Origin of the sequence: Pseudomonas sp. RW409 (genome assembly GCF_003184125.1) — a bacterium.
Lineage (GTDB): Bacteria > Pseudomonadota > Gammaproteobacteria > Pseudomonadales > Pseudomonadaceae > Aquipseudomonas > Aquipseudomonas chlororaphis_I.
In genome coordinates, this window is record NZ_QHHP01000042.1 from 24,206 (window position 1) to 42,967 (window position 18,762).

Here is an 18,762-nt window from a genome sequence, read left to right on the forward strand (position 1 = left end):
GCTGTCTTGGGCGGGGCCGTCCTGTTATGATGAGCGCCCCGTTGAAAAAGCCTCGGGGCAAAAGACGCCGTATTTAACCACAAGCGCGCAGCCGAAACCAAAGGCTGTGCCGACGCCTAGTCTGAGCATGTCCGATAAAATTGAACTTCGCGCAGAGGTGCCGTCCGAACTGGGCGGCCAACGCCTCGATCAAGTCGCCGCCCAATTATTCGCTGAGCACTCGCGCTCGCGCCTTTCCGCCTGGATCAAAGACGGCCGCCTGACTGTGGATGGAGCGGTTATCCGCCCGCGAGACATCGTCCATGGCGGCGCGGTTCTTGAGCTGACCGCCGAGCAGGAAGCTCAGGGAGAATGGATCGCTCAGGACATCGAATTGGATATCGTCTATGAAGACGACGATATCCTGGTCATCAACAAGCCTGCCGGCCTGGTGGTCCACCCCGCCGCCGGTCACGCCGATGGCACGCTGCTCAATGCACTGCTGCACCATGTCCCGGACATCATCAACGTGCCGCGCGCCGGCATCGTCCATCGCCTGGACAAGGACACCACCGGTCTGATGGTGGTGGCCAAGACCATCCAGGCGCAGACCCAGCTGGTTGCCCAGTTGCAGAGCCGCAGCGTCAGCCGCATCTATGAATGCATCGTGATCGGTGTGGTCACCGCCGGTGGCAAGATCAATGCGCCGATCGGCCGGCATGGCCAGCAGCGCCAGCGCATGGCCGTGATGGAAGGTGGCAAGCAGGCCGTCAGCCATTACCGCGTGCTCGAGCGTTTCCGTTCCCACACCCATGTGCGGGTCAAGCTGGAAACCGGCCGTACCCACCAGATTCGCGTGCACATGGCGCACATCAACTTCCCGTTGGTCGGCGATCCGGCCTACGGCGGCCGCTTCCGCATTCCGCCGGCGGCGAGCCCGACCATGGTCGAATCCCTGAAGCACTTCCCGCGTCAGGCGCTGCATGCGCGTTTCCTGGAGCTGGATCATCCAACCACCGGTGAACGCATGAGCTGGGAGTCGCCGCTGCCGGAAGACTTCGTCTGGCTGCTGACCCTGCTCAAGCAGGACCGCGAGGCCTTCGTCGGATGAGTGACTGGCTGATTCCTGACTGGCCTGCGCCGGCCGGGGTCAAAGCCTGCGTCACCACCCGTGCGGGCGGCGTCAGCCTGGCGCCGTTCGACAGCCTCAACCTGGGCGATCATGTCAACGACGATCCGCAGGCAGTAGCCGAAAACCGCCGCCGCCTGACCGATCATTTCTCCATACAGCCAGCCTGGCTGAAGCAGGTCCACGGTATTGATGTGGTCGAGGCGGATCCGTCCGTCGTCGCCACCGCCGATGCCAGCTGGACGGCCACGCCCGGAATCGCCTGTAGCGCCATGACCGCCGATTGCCTGCCAGCGCTGTTCTGCGACCGCGCCGGTACTCGTGTGGCGGCGGCCCATGCCGGTTGGCGCGGGTTGGCGGCCGGAGTGCTGGAGGCGACGCTCGCTAGCCTGAAGGTTGCGCCTGAGGATGTACTGGTCTGGCTGGGGCCGGCCATCGGTCCGCAAGCCTTCGAAGTCGGGCCGGAAGTCCGTGAGGCGTTCGTCCGCCACTTGCCGCACACCGAGCAGGCCTTTGTGCCGAGCCACAATCCCGGCAAGCTTATGGCTGACATCTATACGCTGGCCCGCCTGCGCCTGGCGGCATGCGGCGTCACGGCCGTGTATGGCGGTGGTTTCTGCACCGTGAGCGATCCGCGTTTCTATTCCTACCGCCGCAGCCCGCGTACCGGGCGCTTCGCTTCCCTGATCTGGCTGGAACGCTAGACTCTTCTGACCTGTGTCAAGCTCGACAGGCTTGAATCTTCCAGAATCGACCGCATCTACAGGGGTATCTGGCAGGTTTCTCTATTTAGGTGTGTCCATCGCTCCGACCTGCTCAAAAGGAAGGTGACTAATGCGTATAGACCGATTAACCAGCAAGCTGCAGCTGGCATTATCCGATTCTCAATCCCTGGCGGTCGGCCTCGACCACCCAGCCATCGAGCCGGCGCACTTGATGCAGGCCCTGCTCGAGCAGCAGGGCGGTTCGATCAAGCCGCTGCTGATGCAAGTGGGCTTCGACGTGAACAGCCTGCGCAAGGAGTTGAGCAAAGAGCTCGACCGCTTGCCGAAAATCCAGAATCCCACCGGCGACGTGAACATGTCGCAGGATCTGGCGCGCCTGCTGAACCAGGCCGATCGCCTGGCGCAACAGAAGGGCGACCAGTTCATCTCCAGCGAGCTGGTGCTGCTGGCGGCCATGGACGAAAACAGCAAGCTCGGCAAATTGCTGCTGGGCCAGGGCGTCAGCAAGAAAGCGCTGGAAAACGCCATCAATAACCTGCGTGGCGGCGAGGCGGTGAATGACGCCAACGTCGAGGAGTCGCGCCAGGCCCTGGATAAATACACCGTCGACCTGACCAAGCGTGCCGAAGACGGCAAGCTCGACCCGGTGATCGGCCGTGACGACGAAATCCGTCGGACCATCCAGGTGCTGCAACGCCGGACCAAGAACAACCCGGTGCTGATCGGCGAGCCTGGCGTGGGTAAAACCGCGATTGCCGAAGGCCTGGCCCAGCGCATCATCAATGGCGAAGTGCCGGACGGCCTGAAAGGCAAGCGCCTGCTGTCCCTGGACATGGGCGCGCTGATCGCGGGCGCCAAGTACCGCGGCGAGTTCGAAGAACGCCTGAAATCCCTGCTCAACGAGCTCTCCAAGCAGGAAGGGCAGATCATTCTGTTCATCGACGAACTGCACACCATGGTCGGCGCCGGCAAGGGCGAAGGCTCGATGGATGCGGGCAACATGCTCAAGCCGGCCCTGGCCCGAGGCGAGTTGCATTGTGTCGGCGCCACCACGCTCAACGAGTACCGCCAATATATAGAGAAGGATGCGGCCCTCGAGCGGCGCTTCCAGAAAGTCCTGGTGGATGAGCCGAGCGAAGAAGACACCATCGCCATCCTGCGTGGCCTGAAAGAGCGTTATGAGGTGCACCACAAGGTGGCGATCACCGACGGCGCGATCATTGCCGCGGCCAAGCTCAGTCATCGCTACATCACCGATCGGCAGCTGCCGGACAAGGCGATCGACCTGATCGACGAAGCTGCCAGCCGTATCCGAATGGAGATCGACTCCAAGCCGGAAGTGCTGGACCGTCTTGAGCGGCGCCTGATTCAACTGAAGGTTGAGTCCCAGGCCCTGAAGAAGGAAGACGACGAAGCGGCGATCAAGCGCCTGGAGAAACTCCAGGAGGAAATCACCCGCCTGGAGCGCGAATACGCCGACCTGGAAGAAGTCTGGACCTCGGAGAAAGCCGAAGTGCAGGGTTCGGCGCAGATTCAGCAGAAGATCGAGCAGTCCCGCCAGGAACTGGAAGCCGCGCGCCGCAAAGGCGACCTGAACCGCATGGCCGAGTTGCAGTACGGGGTGATCCCGGACCTGGAGCGCAGCCTGCAGATGGTCGACCAGCATGGCCAAAGCGAGAACCAGCTGTTGCGCAGCAAGGTGACCGAAGAGGAAATCGCCGAGGTCGTGTCCAAGTGGACCGGTATTCCAGTGTCGAAGATGCTCGAAGGCGAGCGCGACAAGCTGCTGAAGATGGAAAGCCTGCTGCACCAGCGTGTCATCGGCCAGAACGAAGCCGTGGTGGCGGTGGCCAACGCCGTGCGGCGTTCCCGTGCCGGGTTGTCCGATCCGAACCGGCCAAGTGGCTCGTTCATGTTCCTTGGCCCGACCGGTGTGGGTAAAACCGAGCTGTGCAAGGCGCTGGCCGAATTCCTTTTCGATACCGAAGAGGCGATGGTGCGGATCGATATGTCCGAATTCATGGAGAAACATTCCGTGGCTCGGTTGATCGGTGCGCCTCCAGGCTACGTCGGCTACGAGGAGGGCGGTTACCTGACCGAGGCGGTGCGTCGTAAGCCTTATTCGGTGATCCTGCTGGACGAGGTCGAGAAGGCCCATCCAGACGTGTTCAACATCCTGCTGCAGGTGCTGGAAGACGGCCGCCTGACGGACAGCCACGGGCGTACCGTGGATTTCCGCAATACGGTGATCGTCATGACCTCCAACCTGGGCTCGGTGCAGATCCAGGAACTGGTGGGGGATCGCGAAGCACAGCGGGCGGCGGTGATGGATGCGGTGTCGAGCCATTTCCGTCCGGAGTTCATCAACCGGATCGACGAAGTGGTGATCTTCGAGCCATTGGCTCGGGACCAGATCGCCGGCATCACCGAGATCCAGCTGGGCCGCCTGCGCGGCCGCCTGGCGGAGCGAGAGCTCAAGCTGGAGCTGAGTGGCGAGGCCTTGGACAAACTGATTGCCGTGGGCTACGACCCGGTCTATGGCGCGCGCCCGCTCAAACGAGCGATCCAGCGCTGGATCGAGAACCCGCTGGCGCAGTTGATTCTGTCTGGCAGTTTCCTGCCGGGAGTCACTGTGACGGCCAAGGTGGAAAACGACGAAATCGTCTTCGCCTGAGCCAAATAGGGTGTCATTGGGAAGGAGGCCTCGCATTGCGAGGCCTTTTTTTGCATAGGGCGTTGAACTGTAAGGCAAAGGCTTGTAAAGTGCGCCCCGCAGTAAGTCACCCCAAGGGTTTTTCCTCCCCGAGGAAAAAACTGAAATAAGTTGCAAATCATTGTCTTGAAAGCAATTTAGGGGGTTGACAGAGGTTTTTAAGATTGTAGAATAGCGCGCCTCAGAGACACGAACGTAGCGATACGGGCAGGGTCAACGAGGAGGCTTCTAGAAATAAAAGCCTGCTGTAAAAGCTGTAAATTGAAATGTTCAGTTCCGTGATAGCTCAGTCGGTAGAGCAAATGACTGTTAATCATTGGGTCCCAGGTTCGAGTCCTGGTCACGGAGCCAATTTCAAACCGGGGTATAGCGCAGTCCGGTAGCGCGCCTGCTTTGGGAGCAGGATGTCAGGAGTTCGAATCCCCTTACCCCGACCATATTTGGGTCGTTAGCTCAGTTGGTAGAGCAGTTGGCTTTTAACCAATTGGTCGTAGGTTCGAATCCCACACGACCCACCATTTTTGAGACCAGCTCGCTGGAATCGAATCTTAAGATCAGACGCCAAAAGCTCTGTTCGCAGAAGGCGCCTTTAAAAGGTGCCTTTTTTTTACCGGGGTATAGCGCAGTCCGGTAGCGCGCCTGCTTTGGGAGCAGGATGTCAGGAGTTCGAATCCCCTTACCCCGACCATACTGAAAATCCTCGTATCGAAAGATACGGGGATTTTTTTTGCCCGGAATTCGGCGGCGGTTGTGTCTGTCTCTTCCTGAATGAGGTTTACACCTTCTGATCTCTTCTCAGGAGGGCATGATGGAAGCGGGAAAAGGCGCTGTCAGCGTGATTACACGCTGACTATTAAATTGCCGGTCGTCGACCAGGTTGAAAAGGAGCCGAGTCATAAAGAGGCTCAGGCGCGCTACGGCATTCAAGGCAAGACGACCGTTCTGATGTGGCTGTATACAAAGCACGGTCGGCAGGATTGGAGCGCAGGCGCACATACTGGCTTGCTGAAGATGGTTTCGTGCCTTGGGCGTGAAGCAAAAAAAGCCCCGATAATTCGGGGCTTTTTTGGGAGGAGATTTGGGTTGTCCGTTGTCGTTCTGTGCATATCCCCTTGCCGGCCCCTCGTTGCGAGGGGCGTTTACGGTGCTCACAAGGCCCGGCAAAGGCCATCCACGCGCTCGTATGCCAGCTCCTTGTTTGCCGCCGGGAGTGTGTAGTCCACCGTGCAGGAACCCTCGGCCCAGCGAATTTCCAGTCGGCCCTTGTCGGCAACGCCGAAGACCAGCAGGCGCGACAGGTTGTCGACCATGCCCAGGGGCTTGCCCTGCTCGTCGTAGCCTTGGGCGCCGAAGGGGATACTGCCGCCTTGCTCCGCACGCAGGACGAACTGCAGGCGGCGACCGGTCTGTGCGGCGTAGGTTGTCTTGACGATGGCGCCACGGGTCGGCACCAGCACCTTGGAGGTTTCGTTGATCTCGGTATCGGTGCCCAGGGTCTGGGTGTCCAGGTTCAGCCAGTTGTAACGATAAGGCTGCATATAGGGCACCACCGCGTAACCCTTGCCGTTGGTGCGCACGCCGTTCCAGCCGGATACCCCGACCCCGTCGACACCCGGAACTTCCAGCAGGCCGAAGGTCTCGCCAAGCGGCTGGCCGAGGGTAACGCCGCCGCTGTGTACCAGCAGCGAGCCAGAAGCACCCAGGTCGATATGCTTGTCATCGCGACCCTGGCTATAGCCACCCCGCAGCTTGGCGACGGGGGTATCCCAGTCCAGGCCGGCGCCGGCTGTGCTGCCGTTTCTTTTGCTGTGTCCGGCCTGTGCCGAGTAGCTGAGAGTGGCCTGGTCGTCCAGGTAGCCGGACACGTTCGACTGCAGCGAGGAGTCGCCCTTGCTCGAGCTGATGGCATTGCTGGAGAGGCGGTGAGAACTGCTTCTCCCTCCCAGCGGCAGGCTGATGCTGGCGGTAAGTTGTGTATCCGAACCACCGTTCATGGGATCGCTCTGGGTGCGTGACACCGCCAGGTTGTAGCTGACGCTGTTGATGCTGCTGCCATAACCAAATTGCCAGTTGCGTGTGCGGCCCTGCTGTTTCCAGTAGTTGGTTTCATCCATGCTGAGATACAGCGAGCCTCGCTGTGACAGGCTCTGGTTCACCCGGAGGTTGATTCGGCTCTTTTGTGCGCTGAAGCCGGCACGCTCCTGGTACATGAGGTCGTCCACATGCTGGCTGAAGCTGCGATAGCCTTCGGTGGAGTAGCGGTAGCCGGCCATGGTGAAGGTGGTATCGGTGGCGTTCAGCGTCTTGGAGTACAGGAAGCGCGCACTGTGCCCCTTGTTGCTCCTGCCGTTCAGGGTTTTCGATTCACTGCTGGTGACGTCGAAGGATATACCGCCGATGCTGGAGTTCACACCCGCGCCAAGGTTGACGGCGCGATAGTCTTGCGCAAGCAGCGCGCCACCATAGCCGGTCAGGTTATCCGTCACGCCGTAGACCGCCGTGCCCTGGGTGAACGACGGCGACGGTTGGTCGTTGGAGCGATATTCACCGGCAGTGAAGGCGTAGCGAAGGTTACCGCGGCGGGTCATGACCGGCTGGTAGGCGTAGGACTGTTGGTATTCGCGTACACGACCGTCCGCTTCGATGATCTTGATCTGCAGGTCGCCGTTGGAGCCGCTGGGATAGATGTCAGTGAACTCGAAGGCGCCAGGCGGCACCGACGCGGAATAGATCACGTAGCCGTTTTGCCGTACTTCGACGGTGGCATTGGTTTCAGCGATGCCGCGGATCACCGGTGCGTAGCCAACCTCGTTGTCAGGCAGCATGCCGAGGTCCGAAGCGATCTGGGCGCCGCGAAAACGCACGCTGTCGAAGATCTCGCCGGGGGTGTACAGCTCGCCCATCGAAAACTTGCCTTTCAGGCGCTGAACATCGCGTTCCAGATAGGTACGGTTGCTCTTGAACTCGCTTTTTGTCCCGGTGCCGCCGGTCAGGGCGGATTCGTTGCGAAAGCGCCAGCCGGCGATATTGAAGCCGTTGCGCAGGTTCAGGTTGTGGTAGTCGCTCTTCGTTCCCCGGTTGGTGTTGCGGTTGAAGTTGGCCTGGTAGTCGCTGTAGAAGGCGGTGATGCCGTCGTCCCAGACCGACGGGTCGACGTAACCACGGGAATAGCGCTGGACGTAGGCCTGCGGAATGCTGAGCTGCAAGGCCAGGTTGGTGACGTCGAAGTCCACTGCTGCGCCGGCGATCTGGGAACTGACGTCGAACGGCAGCTCATCCTTGGCATCGGCGGCGATAAGCCCGTCCTGTTGGGCTTTGCCCGCGTTGAGCCCGAGCTCTTTGAGCAGCCCGAGCGAAAGGACGGGTTTGGCCTGCCCGGATGCGTCGGCACTGAAGGTGATCTCCTGGCGCTTGATCAGCACGTTGTTCAGGTAAAGGTCGACGCTGTAGGTGCCTGGCGGAACGGCGCTGCCTTTCTCAAAATACTTGAGGTCCACCGGAGCACCCTCCATTTTCAGGAAGGACTCGCTGAACTCGACCTCTGCGGCGGACAGCTTCGAGGTCAGTCCCACTGCCATGAGGCAGGTCGCGCACGCCCGTCGGGCGATCCTGAAGCTGAGCTCTCTCTGAAAAATGGGCATGCGAAATCCTTTCGATCATGCATCGGGTAGCCGAGGCACTGACCTGAGTAAAAAGTCGGATAGGTAAAGCTTTGCGCGCTGGCGAGCGGCGCGAATGACGGCTGTGCTTTCGTTAGTTGGAAAGCTTGCTGGTGATGCGGTCCAGCCCGCCGTAATCGTTGATGCTTTCGAATTCCACCGTTGCGGCTCCGGAACTCACGCTGGGCGAACCTTTGATCGCGACGACACGTGTTGCTCCCGGCGCGAGCATTTCTGCGGCAGCGGTATAGGTGCCAGCCCCCTTGCCAGTGAGCAGTTTCACGGTGCTACCGGAAAAGGACACGTGGTACGCGGAAGGGTTGGTCACTGAAAGCGCGGTTTTACCGCCTTGTTCCACCAGTTTCCATTGCAGGCTCTTGGCTGCATTGGCCGCGGTGTCCGGCAGGTTGGCTGGGCGATAGAACAGTTTTACGCGCTGGCGTATGGCGATCTGCAGGCTGTTCTGGTCCTTGGCTTTTTGCGGAATCTCTTGCACGGCGAGCCAGAACACGGACTCCTTGTCGGTCGGCAACCCCTGGCCTTGATAGAGGATGCGCAGGACTTGCTGCTTGTTGCCTCCAAGGCGAACGAGGGGAGGGGTAATGGCGAACGGTACGTCGGTCGCGGACCCGCTGCTGTCTGGCTCGACCCAGGACTGGACCATGATGTCGCTCGAGTCCTGGTTCCTGACGACGACGGATGTTTCCTTGGCTGGCGCAGCAAAGACGACGCGTGTGCCATCCAGTGTAATACCGGCACTGGCCATCGACGCAAAGAGCGTCATGGCACTGGCGAGTGCAAGACGTGTCAATAGTGGGGTTTTCATAGCGGCTCCAGGTCGGAGGGAGGGGCGCAGGCCCCTCCCTTTGGCGCGGGTTACTCGTAGGTCAGGGTAAACGGCAGGGTGCCGTTCGCCATACCTGGCTTGATGGTCGCGCCGTTCGCCACATAACCTGCACGCATGTCCAGTACGGCCTTGTACTTGGTGGTTTCGCCGTCCTTGGTTTCCACCAGTGTGCCGTTGATGGTTTCGTTCGCGGCGATGTTCAGCAGTTTGTTGCTGCCGTCGTAAATACCGATGCCCACGCCCTCTGCGTCACCGGTGGTTTTCAGCAGCATGCCGTTCTTGCTGTCGATGCCGGAGCCGCTGTTCGGGTCGAACTGCAGCTTGACGCTAGTCAGGCCTTTTGCGGTACCGCCGCAATCCAGGCTCAGGTTGATGTTCTTACCGCCGACGATGCCGCCGCCAGCAGTACCGGCGAGCGAGTCGCTACTGACCTTGCCGAGGTTGACGGTGACGGCTTTGGCGCCCTTGTCACCACCAACGTTGGTGCCGGAGCCGCCGGTGATCTCGCAGGATGCAGCGACGATATCGCCGGTGAAGTTGATGGTGCCGTCTGCCGCGAGAGCGGAAGTGCTGACTGCGCCAGCGATAGCCATGGAGACGATGCTTTTGAGAAGTTTGGACATTTCATGTACCTGCTAAAGTTGGAGGTGCAATCTTGTATCTTCACTTCGGTCGTTACAATAAGACCATTCTTAAAGTGTTGATTGGTTTATGGTTTTGAATGGCTGCTAATACTTTGTTGATTGACGGGGTTTCAATAAGAAGATTCTTAAAGTGTTGTCTTGTGACGATTTTATTGAAGGGGATTGTCTGTCTGGTCTGGTAAGCAGGGGAGCGATTCTTATCGCCTTCGGCCGTTGTAGGACCAGCCAGGAAGGCAGATTCATTGGGTGATGGGCGAGTCGAGAGGAGGGCTAAGCTAACTGCCGATACAACTAGATGGGACGTGGTTGTTGCCTTGAATGCTTATTGGATCAAGTCTGTATATGTTGCTTTAAAAGGTGCTGCTGGAAGCAGGGGTACGCATTGTTTGCGCTGGAGGGAGCAACTTTTGAACGCTAGGGATGAAGTCGGAAAAGTCTTTTTATTCAGTCGGTAGATTGGTTGTGTAATGTTCAGAAAATTCGTATATCAACTAAGGGAAGTTTCTTTTTTCTTCGAACTCTGGCAACTCCCCTGTGGGTCCCGAGCTGGACAAAGGCTTGAGCCAAACTTGAACAGGATGCAAAAAAATGCCCCGATCGCTCGGGGCATTCCTGTCTTGAACGATTGACTCAGTGCAGCTTGAGTCGTGGCTCGGTGCCGCGGCCGATCCGGCTGCCGAGCATCAGCATGGCGGTCCGGAACGGGCCGTAGAGCGCCATCTGGTGCATGCGGTACAGCGACACATAGAACATCCGCGCCAGCCAGCCTTCGAGCATCACGCTGCCGGTCAGGTTGCCCATCAGGTTGCCCACCGCGGAAAAACGCGACAGCGAGATCAGCGAACCGTAGTCGGTGTATTTGTACTCCGGCAGGGCCTTGCCTTCGATGCGCAGTTTCAGCGACTTGGTCAGCAGCGATGCCTGCTGGTGAGCCGCCTGGGCCCGCGGTGGAACGTTGCGATCGGTGCCCGGTTGCGGGCAGGCGGCGCAGTCGCCAAAGGCGAAGATATTCTCGTCGAGGGTGGTCTGCAGGGTCGGCAGGACTTGCAGCTGGTTGATGCGGTTGGTTTCCAGGCCGTCGATGTCCTTGAGGAAACCTGGTGCGCGAATCCCGGCGGCCCAGACTTTCAGGCTGGCGGCAATCACCTGGCCATCGGCGGTAATCAGGCTGTCGGCGGTCACTTCGCTGACCGCGGCGTTGGTCATTACCTTGACCCCGAGTTTTTCCAGGGTCTTGTGTACCGGTCCGCCAATCCGCTCCGGCAGGGCTGGCAGTACCCGTGGGCCTGCCTCGATCAGGGTGATGTGCATGTTTTCTGGCTTGATCCGGTCCAGGCCGTAAGCCGCCAGTTCGTGAGCGGCATTGTGCAGCTCGGCGGCCAGCTCGACGCCCGTGGCGCCGGCACCGACGATGGCCACGCTGATCTGCTCGACCACATCGGTCTGCCCGGCGTGGGCGCGCAGGTAGTGGTTGAGCAGTTGCTGATGGAAGCGTTCGGCCTGCTTGCGGGTGTCGAGGAACAGGCAATGCTGGGCGGCGCCCTGGGTGCCGAAGTCGTTGGTGGTGCTGCCCACGGCGATCACCAGGGTGTCGTACCCCAGCTCGCGGGCCGGCAGCAGCTCCACGCCATTTTCATCGTAGGTGGCGGCCAGCTGGATTTTCTTCTGCTGACGATCGAGCCCGCTCATGCGGCCCAGCTGGAACTCGAAGTGGTTCCATTTGGCTTGGGCGACATAGTTGAGTTCGTCTTCGGAAGAGTTCAGCGAGCCGGCGGCTACTTCGTGCAGCAAGGGCTTCCAGATGTGGGTCAGGTTCGCGTCGACCAGCATCACACTGGCGGTGCCGCGCTTGCCCAGAGTCTTACCCAGACGGGTAGCCAACTCCAGACCGCCGGCGCCGCCGCCAACGATGACAATACGATGAGTCATGGGGATATCTCGCAAGGCTAAAAGAAATCGGTACGGTTACCCGAGCGAGCGCAATGCAGCTCATAGCGTCAGGTAACTGATAAGTCGGCTCAGCAGGCCCAGGCCAATGGTGATGGTCAGGACTATCACGAGGAGCATCCACGGCCGGAAGGGCCGGCGCTCGACTCGGTGCTGGGCCAGTTGCAGGTATTCTTCGACATGGCGTTGGTCGTCGGGGTTCAGGCGGCTGGTCATAAAAAGCCTCGTCAGCTAGACGTTGCGAAAAGTATGAAGGTTACAGCGCAGTGCCATCTTGTCGGGCTATGCGGTATGGAACGGAGCATAGCTGCTCGCGGATGCGGACCTTGTCATCGCGCGGGTGATTGCGCTTTGTAACACTCGCAGGGTGTTTGCGCCATGCCACAACGGTCTGAAGGGGGGCCGGAAAACCCTTCGCTAAACGACCTACAGGCTGATCCCGACGTCGAAGAGGATGCTGCGCCCCAGGTTGCCGCGCAGGAAGTCCGGCGCGTCGGGATGGGCGAACAGTACGCGGGCGAAGGTCGGTCCGACCAGCGACAACGAGCGCCAACCCTGGCGCAGATACTCGGTCGGCGGCGGGAAATGGCTGTTGAGGTCGAGCACTTCGCGCTTGAGGCTGGCGAAGGCGATGATGTCCAGCTCCCCCAGGTCCATGCCACGTTCCTTGTAGTTGTGGGCTTTCTTGCGCAGGGTCGGGGCCAGCCTGAGCAACAGTTCGTTGGCCGGAATGCGCTTGGGCTTGGCCTCGCGCCGCACCAGTTGGCTGAGGGAGAAGGCACTGCGGCGCCGTTGCAACTCGTCGCGCCATTCATCGTTGAGGCGACGGCCTTCGTCCAGCACGAAGAACACCTCGAAACAGGCCTCGCGAAACAGTACGTCCGGCGGCTCCTGCCCGGCGGGCGTGAATTCGTCGGCACGGTAGGGGATGTTCAAGCCTTGCAGCAGGCGCTGGCAGACCCAACGCTCACGCTCCCATTTGCGCGCATTGGACAGGAACGCGTTGGCTTGTTCGGCCTGAATGGTGAGCAGGCGCAGGTAATCTGAGTCATCCATAGTCCAAGCTTAGCGTCCAAACGCTGATCCAAGAAATACACTCTGCCGGGTCGGCGGGGGCTGACTGCACTTATAACGGATAAGTGTGACATCAGGTCAACCCTCTGCCGCTCGTTCACGCCCGCCAGGGTTTCAGCCAGAGGCCCAGGGCGATCAGCAGGAGCAGCCCGGCCACGGTGCTGAGCCCCAGTTGCAGCCAGACGTTCGGCAGCGGATGCAACAGCAGTGCCGCGGCACCCAGCAGGACGGCGCTGACCGCCCAGCGCACTGGCCAGCTGATGAGGCTGAGCAACTGCTGGCGCTGCATCAGCAACAGGTTGGTCAGGATCACGCCGCCGAGGGCGGCCAGGGGAATCGCATTCAGCCCCGCAATCAGCGGCAAGCCCGCCAGCAGCAAGGCGTTGAGCAGGCTGCCGAGCAGTTCGCAGTACAGCGGCGTTCGGGTATCGCCGGCGGCATAGGCGTAGCGCGCGAGCATGGCGTTCCAGGCGCCGAACACCAGGGACACGGCGAACCAGCCCAGCAGCGCCGGCAGTGGTCCGTCGGCGCTCTGGGCGGGCAGCAACCAATGGATCAGCGCCGGGCTGGCGCCCACCAGGCCGAGGGCCGCAGGCAGGCTCAGCAGGGTCGCGGCGTCGAGCCCGCGATGCAGCAGCCCCAGGCGTTGATCGCCGGACTTGCCGCTCATCAGGCCGAGCAGGACCTGGTTCAGGCTCATCAAGGCAATCAACGGCAAGTTGATCAGCTTGCGCGCCAGGTTGACCCAGGTCACCGCGCCTTCGCCCAGGTAGCTGGCGACCACCCGTTCCACCAGCGCCAGGCCCTGGCTGGCCAGGTTGCTGGTCAGCAGCGGGCCGAGGCGCACCAGCAATTCACGGCTGGCCCCGGCGTCCCCGCGGACCTGCCAGGGGCGCCAGCCGGTTTGCCAGATCGCCGGCACCAGCGACAGGCACATCAGCAGGCTGCCGAGAAAAAACGCCAGCGAAAGGCCGGAGCCCAGGCTCGCCTGGCCGTAGAAAAACAGATAAAGCACCGGTGGCAGGTTGAACAGCAGCGAACCCAGCCCCGGCAGGACAAAACGTTGCCGGGCATGCAGCGGAATGCTGAACAGCGCATGCAGGAGCAGGCCGGGGATACAGGCGGCCAGGCTGCGCAGGTTGGCGGCGGCTTCGGCCTGGGCTGCGCTGTCGAGCCCGGGACCGATCAGGCGGATCCACAGCGGCGCGCTCAAGGCCAGCAGGGCATACAGCCCCAGTCCCAGGCCCAGCAGGCGCGGACTCAGGCCGGCCAGCCAGGCGTGCTGGCGCCGGGCGTCGCGCTCCTGATAGAGCGGCAGGGCCGCGGCCGCCAGGATACCGGCCGCCAGGGTCATGCGCAGGGCTTCGGGAATGAACACCGCGACCAGGAACGCATCGCTGCGGCTGCCCGCGCCCCAGGCCGCCACCAGCAGCCATTCGCGGGCAAAGCCGGCGAGCAGCCCGGCGAGGGTCGCCAGGGTCAGCAGCAGGGTGCTGCCGAGCATCAATAGAACAGGGTGAACAGGCCTTTGCCACCCACCTTGTAGTTCAGGTCGTGAGGGCGCTCGCCCATGGGTTTGGCACCGCTGCCACCGATGATCTTGTAGGGGGGGACGGCCTTGGCCACCAGGGTGTTGGCGGTCACTACCGCCCCGCGACCGATATGCGAACCATGGGCAAGCAGCGCCCGGGTGGCGATCCAGGCGTAGTCATCGATGTAGATGGGCGCGGACACCGACCAGAACTCGGGGCTCATCGGGTCATGGCCGCCGGCGAGAATCAGCACGTGAGAGGCGATCGTCACATGATCGCCGATGATCAGCCCGGCCCGGGCGTCGATCTGACAATGCCAGGCGATCACGCTGTCATCGCCGATCACCAGGTTTTCCACACCCAGCACCTCGGTGTTGCGCCAGATGGTCGAGCCCTTGCCGATTTTCGCGCCGCCCAGGCGCAGCCAGGCGATGCGCACGTGATGGCTGGGGATCTTGTTGATCAGGATGTTGTAGGCCTGTTCCCAGGCCCGCAACCAGCGGTCCTTGAGGGTAGCCAGGTTCTTGCCGTAGCGCGGCACCAGGGTGGTGGGGATGTCCTGCTTCAAACGACCATACAGGCGTCGGGCCAGGGGATGCTCGATGATCTGTTCGATGTCCACCGCGCAGACGCTGTAGCGCGCCTGCTCGCCGTCGCCCTCGACGAACAGCACGTCGTTGTTCAGCCCCCAGCTGTAGGCCTCGAGCAGTTCATCGTGGCTGACGCCCAGCTCCGAGGCCAGGGCCGGCAGGCGTTCCGGCAGATCCGCAGAATGGAAAATACGGTGTTTCATGCTTGGCGATCCTTGGGGTTGATGAGGGGGAGGGTGATGGCCGGGCGTAACCGGACCTGTTGCAGGCTTATGCCCATCAACAGCCAGAACAGACCGATCAGCACGAAAGTGAAGCTGAAGTAGTGGTCGAACAGACCCGTCAGCAACGCTGCCAGCAGGCCGGAAATGCAGCCCAGCCACAGCGCGTTGTCAGCGGTCACCTGACGGATCGGCGCCAGCGGGCGCACCTCGCGCCACCACAACAGGGTGACGGCGATGAACAGCAGCATCCCCGGAATGCCGATCTTGTAGATGAAGTTCAGCCACAGGTTGGAGATGCCCGGCAGGTCGGTGCCCGGTACCGGCGGATCGACCTTGAAGCCGATGCCCAGCGGGTAGCGCATCATTGCCTCGGGGAATTTCGCGTACTCGTCGAAACGCACTTCGGTACTGGCGTTGGTCGCCGAGAACATGGTCATCAGGCGTTCCTGCAGCGGCGGATAGAACATCACCAGGGCCACCGCGAAAGCCGCCCCGAGGCCGATGATCCGGCCGCTGTAGGGCACGCGCTTGTAGGTCAGCCAGATCAGCACCAGGGCCAGGGCCAGGATCGCCCCGCGGGAAATACTCAGCAGCAGCCCGGCGCAACCGAGGATTGCCACCGCCAGCCCCAGGGCCCGACGCGCGCCGGTGCGGGTCCAGCCATAGAGCAGCGCCAGGGGAATGAACAGCACCAGCACGCCGCCCGTGAGGTTGGGGTGAACCCAGGGCGACGCCATGCGCTGGTAGTTGGCGGAGAAGATGTCCTTCACCGCTTCCGGGTGGGCGTACTTGAGGTCGGTGAGGATCGGGATCATCGACATCGCGTTGCGCGACTTGATGAACATGCCGATCGACAACAGCAGCATCAGCAGGGTGCCCAGCAGCAGGGCGATCACCACTTTGTCGCGGTCGGCATCGGTACGCAGCAGCAGCGGCACCATGAACAGCAGCGACAGGTTCATCAGCCAGCGCACCCAGTTCACCGGGCCGTTGCCCTCGGCATGAATGATCAGCATGCCCCAGACAAAGGGAATGGCGCTGAACAGCATCAGCCAGGCCATGGCCCGTTCGGTGGGACGCCAGAGCATGAGGTTGCGGGTCTTGCCGATGAACGATTGCCAGAACAACCCGACCCACGTCAGGCCCAGCACCGCTTCACTGACCGTGGTGCGAATCCCCAGTTGCAGCGTGGTGTAAGGAATGCAGGTGGCCAGCACGGCGAAGATCAGCAGGCCCCACAGCGGCTTGCGGATCAGCGTCAGGGTCACGGCCAGGCCGATCACCACGAAGATGACTTTTGCCGGTGGCAGGGCCCACAACAGAACCCCGAAGATCAACCCCAGGGTCAGGCCAATGAATTTTCCTGGCAGCATCAGTGAAAGAGCCCTGTGAGCAAGGTATCGAGGCGCTGGCGGTAGGTCGGTTCGGCAAATTGCCGGGCCCAGTCGCGCAGGCTGTCCGGATCCGGCCTGTTGCTGTCCTGGGCCTGTTCGATCAGCGCGTTGCGCAGGCTGGCGCGATCACGGGCATTGAAGCGTCGCGCGCCGGGCGGAGACACTTCGTCGAGGGCCGAGCCCCTGGCCACCGCCACCGGCGTGCCCTGCCACAGCGCCTCGACCACCGGCAGGCCGAAGCCTTCGGCGTAGGAGGGTTGCCACAGGCAGTCGGCATGCTGGTACAGGGCCTGCAACTGCTCGTCGCTGACGCCATTGACCCAATGCAGGCCGGGCAACTGGCTCAGGTTCGCCGGCAGGTCGCTGGCGTGGCCGACCAGGACCAGCTCCGGTACTTGCGGGTTTTCCTGGCGGCAGCGCTGCCACTGCTCGATGAAGAACGGCATGTTCTTGCGCGGCTCCCGCGTCCCGACGGCCAGCCAGTAGCGCTCAGGCAGGCCCGCCGGCAGTGGGCCGATGGCGCCCTGAAACTCCGGCACCAGGTTGTTCAGCACGCGGAACTTCGGCCGCGCCCAGGGAAACAGCCGGGCCGCTTCGCTGCAGGAAAACCGCGAAGGGCACCAGACTTCATCGGCGATCCAGATCGACCAGGCGATCGACACGGCATCGATCAGCCGATAGGCCAGGGCCTTGAGTTGCGAGCGGTGGAAGTTGCGCTGGGTCAGCTGGAACAGGTCATGCAGGATCAGCACATAACGGGTACCCGCCGGCTTGTGGCCGATGGGCAGGCCCATGTTGGCGGTGGCGATGTACAGGTCGACCGACTGCTCGCGAATGGTCGCCGGCAAGAATTTGCGTTCGAAGCGCAGGCGCACGCCGGGGCGTTGCACGCCATCGAGGGGGCTCGGCCAGGCCGGACAGAAGGCGGTCTGGCGTTGCTCATGCTCCAGTGGCGCTTCGCTCACCAGCAGCAATTCGGTGTCTTCACGGGCGCGCAGGGCCTGTTCCAGTGCCTTGACCTGACGGGCGATGCCCGAAGAGGGAGCGACCGTGGCCGGACGATAATCGAGGGCTACACGCATGCGGGATGCTCCTGTGTGGAAGGCAGGGTCCGGTAGATCTGTTCCAGCTCGTCGCCGGCTACGGCCCAGTCATGATGCTGGCGGGCATACAGGCGGGCGGCGCCGGCCAGTTGGGCGGCCAGGGTCGGCTCGCTCAACAGGCGAATCACGGCATCGGCCAGGGCCTGGGCATTGTCGCCTGCCAGGTAATGTTCCTCGGGGCGGATGGCCAGGCCCGAGGCGCCTTGTGCGGTGCTGACCAGCGGCAGGCCGGCGGCCATGGCTTCGAGCACCTTGAGCTTGGAGCCGCCGCCCTGGCGCAACGGCGCGATGAACAGCGCGCAACGTCGTTGCAGATCGGGCAGGTCCGGCACGAAGCCGACCCACTCGATGCGGCTGTCGGTCCAGCGTTCGGGCCAGTTGGCCGGCAAGGCATACCCGGTCACCGCCAGGCGCGCCTCGGGGCAGTGGCTCCAGACCCGCGGGAAAATCTCGTCGAGCATCCACTGCACGGCGTCCAGGTTCGGCGCGTATTCGTAGTTGCCGACAAACAGCACCCGCTGGCTCTGCGGGTCGGCCGAGACTTCGGCAAAGCTGCGGCTGTCGACGCCGTTGACCACCACCTCGACCGGGGTACGGGTCAGCTGGCGCATGGCCTGGGCATCGCTTTCGGTCACCGCGACTACCTGGCGGGCCGAATCGAACGCCTTGCGTTCCCACTGCCGGCAGCGCCATTGGTCATAGCGCACGAAGAGGCTGGCCCAGGCCGGGAAGCGGTCATAGGTCGCGCCGCCCAGGCTGGATTCGAGGTTGTGCTCGGTGAGCACGAAGTCCCGGCCGGCCCGCAGCAGCGGTTGCAGATAGGGTTGCAGGCTGTAGCTGTGCTCGACCTGGATCACATCCCAGGGCTCCTGCAGCAGGCTGTCGAAGCGCTCGCGCAACGGACGTGACACACCGTTGACTGTGGTCAGCAGCGGCCAGGGCGCGAACAGCCCGGCCAGCAGCGTGACCGGATGTTTCAGCGGGCGCCGGGGCTCCACGATCAGGCGCTCCAGCCAGGGCTCGAGGGTGGCGCGGGTGGCGGCATCGGCCTCGGTCTTCGACTGCACCAGCAAGGTGATGCGATGACCCCGCTCGCTCAAGGTCCGCAGCAAGTGAAACTGGCGAGTCTTGCCGCCGCTGGTCATGGGCCAGGGCAGGTAGGGGAGAATCCAGAGAATCTTCACGTACGGCACTCCAGGTCG

Annotated in this window: 14 protein-coding genes, 4 tRNA genes and 1 pseudogene; 8 read left to right on the plus strand and 11 right to left on the minus strand. The window is 62.1% G+C overall.

The features are described 5' to 3' along the window. The first annotated feature begins 127 nt into the window (after nucleotides 1-127). The 8 genes and pseudogenes from rluD to DK261_RS27195 all read left to right on the plus strand — a co-directional run. Nucleotides 128-1,090: a 23S rRNA pseudouridine(1911/1915/1917) synthase RluD gene (gene rluD / locus DK261_RS27160; RefSeq protein ID WP_009050933.1), complete on the plus strand. Its 963-nt coding sequence runs from the start codon at nucleotides 128-130 to the stop codon at nucleotides 1,088-1,090. Continuing rightward, nucleotides 1,087-1,812 (plus strand): peptidoglycan editing factor PgeF, encoded by a 726-nt coding sequence (gene pgeF, locus DK261_RS27165; RefSeq protein WP_110177012.1) that lies wholly within the window; start codon nucleotides 1,087-1,089, stop codon nucleotides 1,810-1,812. The genes rluD and pgeF overlap by 4 nt, the downstream gene beginning before the upstream one ends. Before the next feature lie 130 nt (nucleotides 1,813-1,942). Further along, nucleotides 1,943-4,507: an ATP-dependent chaperone ClpB gene (clpB, locus tag DK261_RS27170; protein WP_009050931.1), complete on the plus strand. Its 2,565-nt coding sequence runs from the start codon at nucleotides 1,943-1,945 to the stop codon at nucleotides 4,505-4,507. 314 nt (nucleotides 4,508-4,821) lie between these two features. Beyond that, nucleotides 4,822-4,897, plus strand: a tRNA-Asn gene (locus tag DK261_RS27175). A 9-nt stretch (nucleotides 4,898-4,906) separates the two neighbouring features. Then, nucleotides 4,907-4,983 (plus strand) — tRNA-Pro (locus DK261_RS27180). 5 nt (nucleotides 4,984-4,988) lie between these two features. Next, nucleotides 4,989-5,064 (plus strand) — tRNA-Lys (locus tag DK261_RS27185). Nucleotides 5,065-5,157: 93 nt separating this feature from the next. Next, nucleotides 5,158-5,234 (plus strand) — tRNA-Pro (locus DK261_RS27190). Nucleotides 5,235-5,314: 80 nt separating this feature from the next. Continuing rightward, nucleotides 5,315-5,536, plus strand: a pseudogene (locus tag DK261_RS27195) (hypothetical protein); the annotation flags it as partial. Nucleotides 5,537-5,694: 158 nt separating this feature from the next. Here the strand turns inward: DK261_RS27195 and DK261_RS27200 are convergent. The 11 genes from DK261_RS27200 to DK261_RS27250 form a co-directional block, all read right to left on the minus strand. Continuing rightward, on the minus strand, nucleotides 5,695-8,187 hold the full coding sequence (locus DK261_RS27200) for a fimbria/pilus outer membrane usher protein (RefSeq protein WP_110177013.1): 2,493 nt from the start codon (nucleotides 8,185-8,187) through the stop codon (nucleotides 5,695-5,697). A 112-nt stretch (nucleotides 8,188-8,299) separates the two neighbouring features. After that, on the minus strand, nucleotides 8,300-9,031 hold the full coding sequence (locus tag DK261_RS27205; protein WP_110177015.1) for a molecular chaperone: 732 nt from the start codon (nucleotides 9,029-9,031) through the stop codon (nucleotides 8,300-8,302). Between the two features lie 50 nt (nucleotides 9,032-9,081). Continuing rightward, entirely contained in the window at nucleotides 9,082-9,675 is a 594-nt protein-coding gene (locus DK261_RS27210; protein ID WP_110177017.1) for a fimbrial protein, read from the minus strand. A 651-nt stretch (nucleotides 9,676-10,326) separates the two neighbouring features. Then, nucleotides 10,327-11,625: an NAD(P)/FAD-dependent oxidoreductase gene (locus DK261_RS27215; protein WP_110177018.1), complete on the minus strand. Its 1,299-nt coding sequence runs from the start codon at nucleotides 11,623-11,625 to the stop codon at nucleotides 10,327-10,329. A 60-nt stretch (nucleotides 11,626-11,685) separates the two neighbouring features. Next, nucleotides 11,686-11,859 carry a DUF3094 family protein gene (locus tag DK261_RS27220; protein ID WP_037006010.1) on the minus strand — a complete coding sequence of 58 codons (174 nt, stop codon included), beginning with the start codon at nucleotides 11,857-11,859 and terminating at the stop codon, nucleotides 11,686-11,688. 210 nt (nucleotides 11,860-12,069) lie between these two features. Then, a complete protein-coding gene (locus DK261_RS27225) occupies nucleotides 12,070-12,699 on the minus strand; it encodes a DUF1780 domain-containing protein (protein WP_007924708.1) in 630 nt (209 codons plus the stop codon). Between the two features lie 115 nt (nucleotides 12,700-12,814). Further along, entirely contained in the window at nucleotides 12,815-14,221 is a 1,407-nt protein-coding gene (locus DK261_RS27230) for a lipid II flippase MurJ (protein WP_016703681.1), read from the minus strand. Further along, complete coding sequence (locus DK261_RS27235) at nucleotides 14,221-15,042, minus strand: acyltransferase (protein ID WP_028683409.1); 822 nt, start codon at nucleotides 15,040-15,042, stop codon at nucleotides 14,221-14,223. The genes DK261_RS27230 and DK261_RS27235 overlap by 1 nt, the downstream gene beginning before the upstream one ends. Further along, nucleotides 15,039-16,436 (minus strand): O-antigen ligase, encoded by a 1,398-nt coding sequence (locus DK261_RS27240; RefSeq protein ID WP_028683410.1) that lies wholly within the window; start codon nucleotides 16,434-16,436, stop codon nucleotides 15,039-15,041. Before DK261_RS27240 ends, DK261_RS27235 begins: the two co-directional genes overlap by 4 nt. Next, complete coding sequence (locus tag DK261_RS27245; protein WP_009050922.1) at nucleotides 16,436-17,539, minus strand: glycosyltransferase family 1 protein; 1,104 nt, start codon at nucleotides 17,537-17,539, stop codon at nucleotides 16,436-16,438. The genes DK261_RS27240 and DK261_RS27245 overlap by 1 nt, the downstream gene beginning before the upstream one ends. Then, a complete protein-coding gene (locus tag DK261_RS27250; RefSeq protein WP_016703678.1) occupies nucleotides 17,530-18,744 on the minus strand; it encodes a glycosyltransferase family 4 protein in 1,215 nt (404 codons plus the stop codon). Before DK261_RS27250 ends, DK261_RS27245 begins: the two co-directional genes overlap by 10 nt. Nucleotides 18,745-18,762 lie beyond the last annotated feature (18 nt).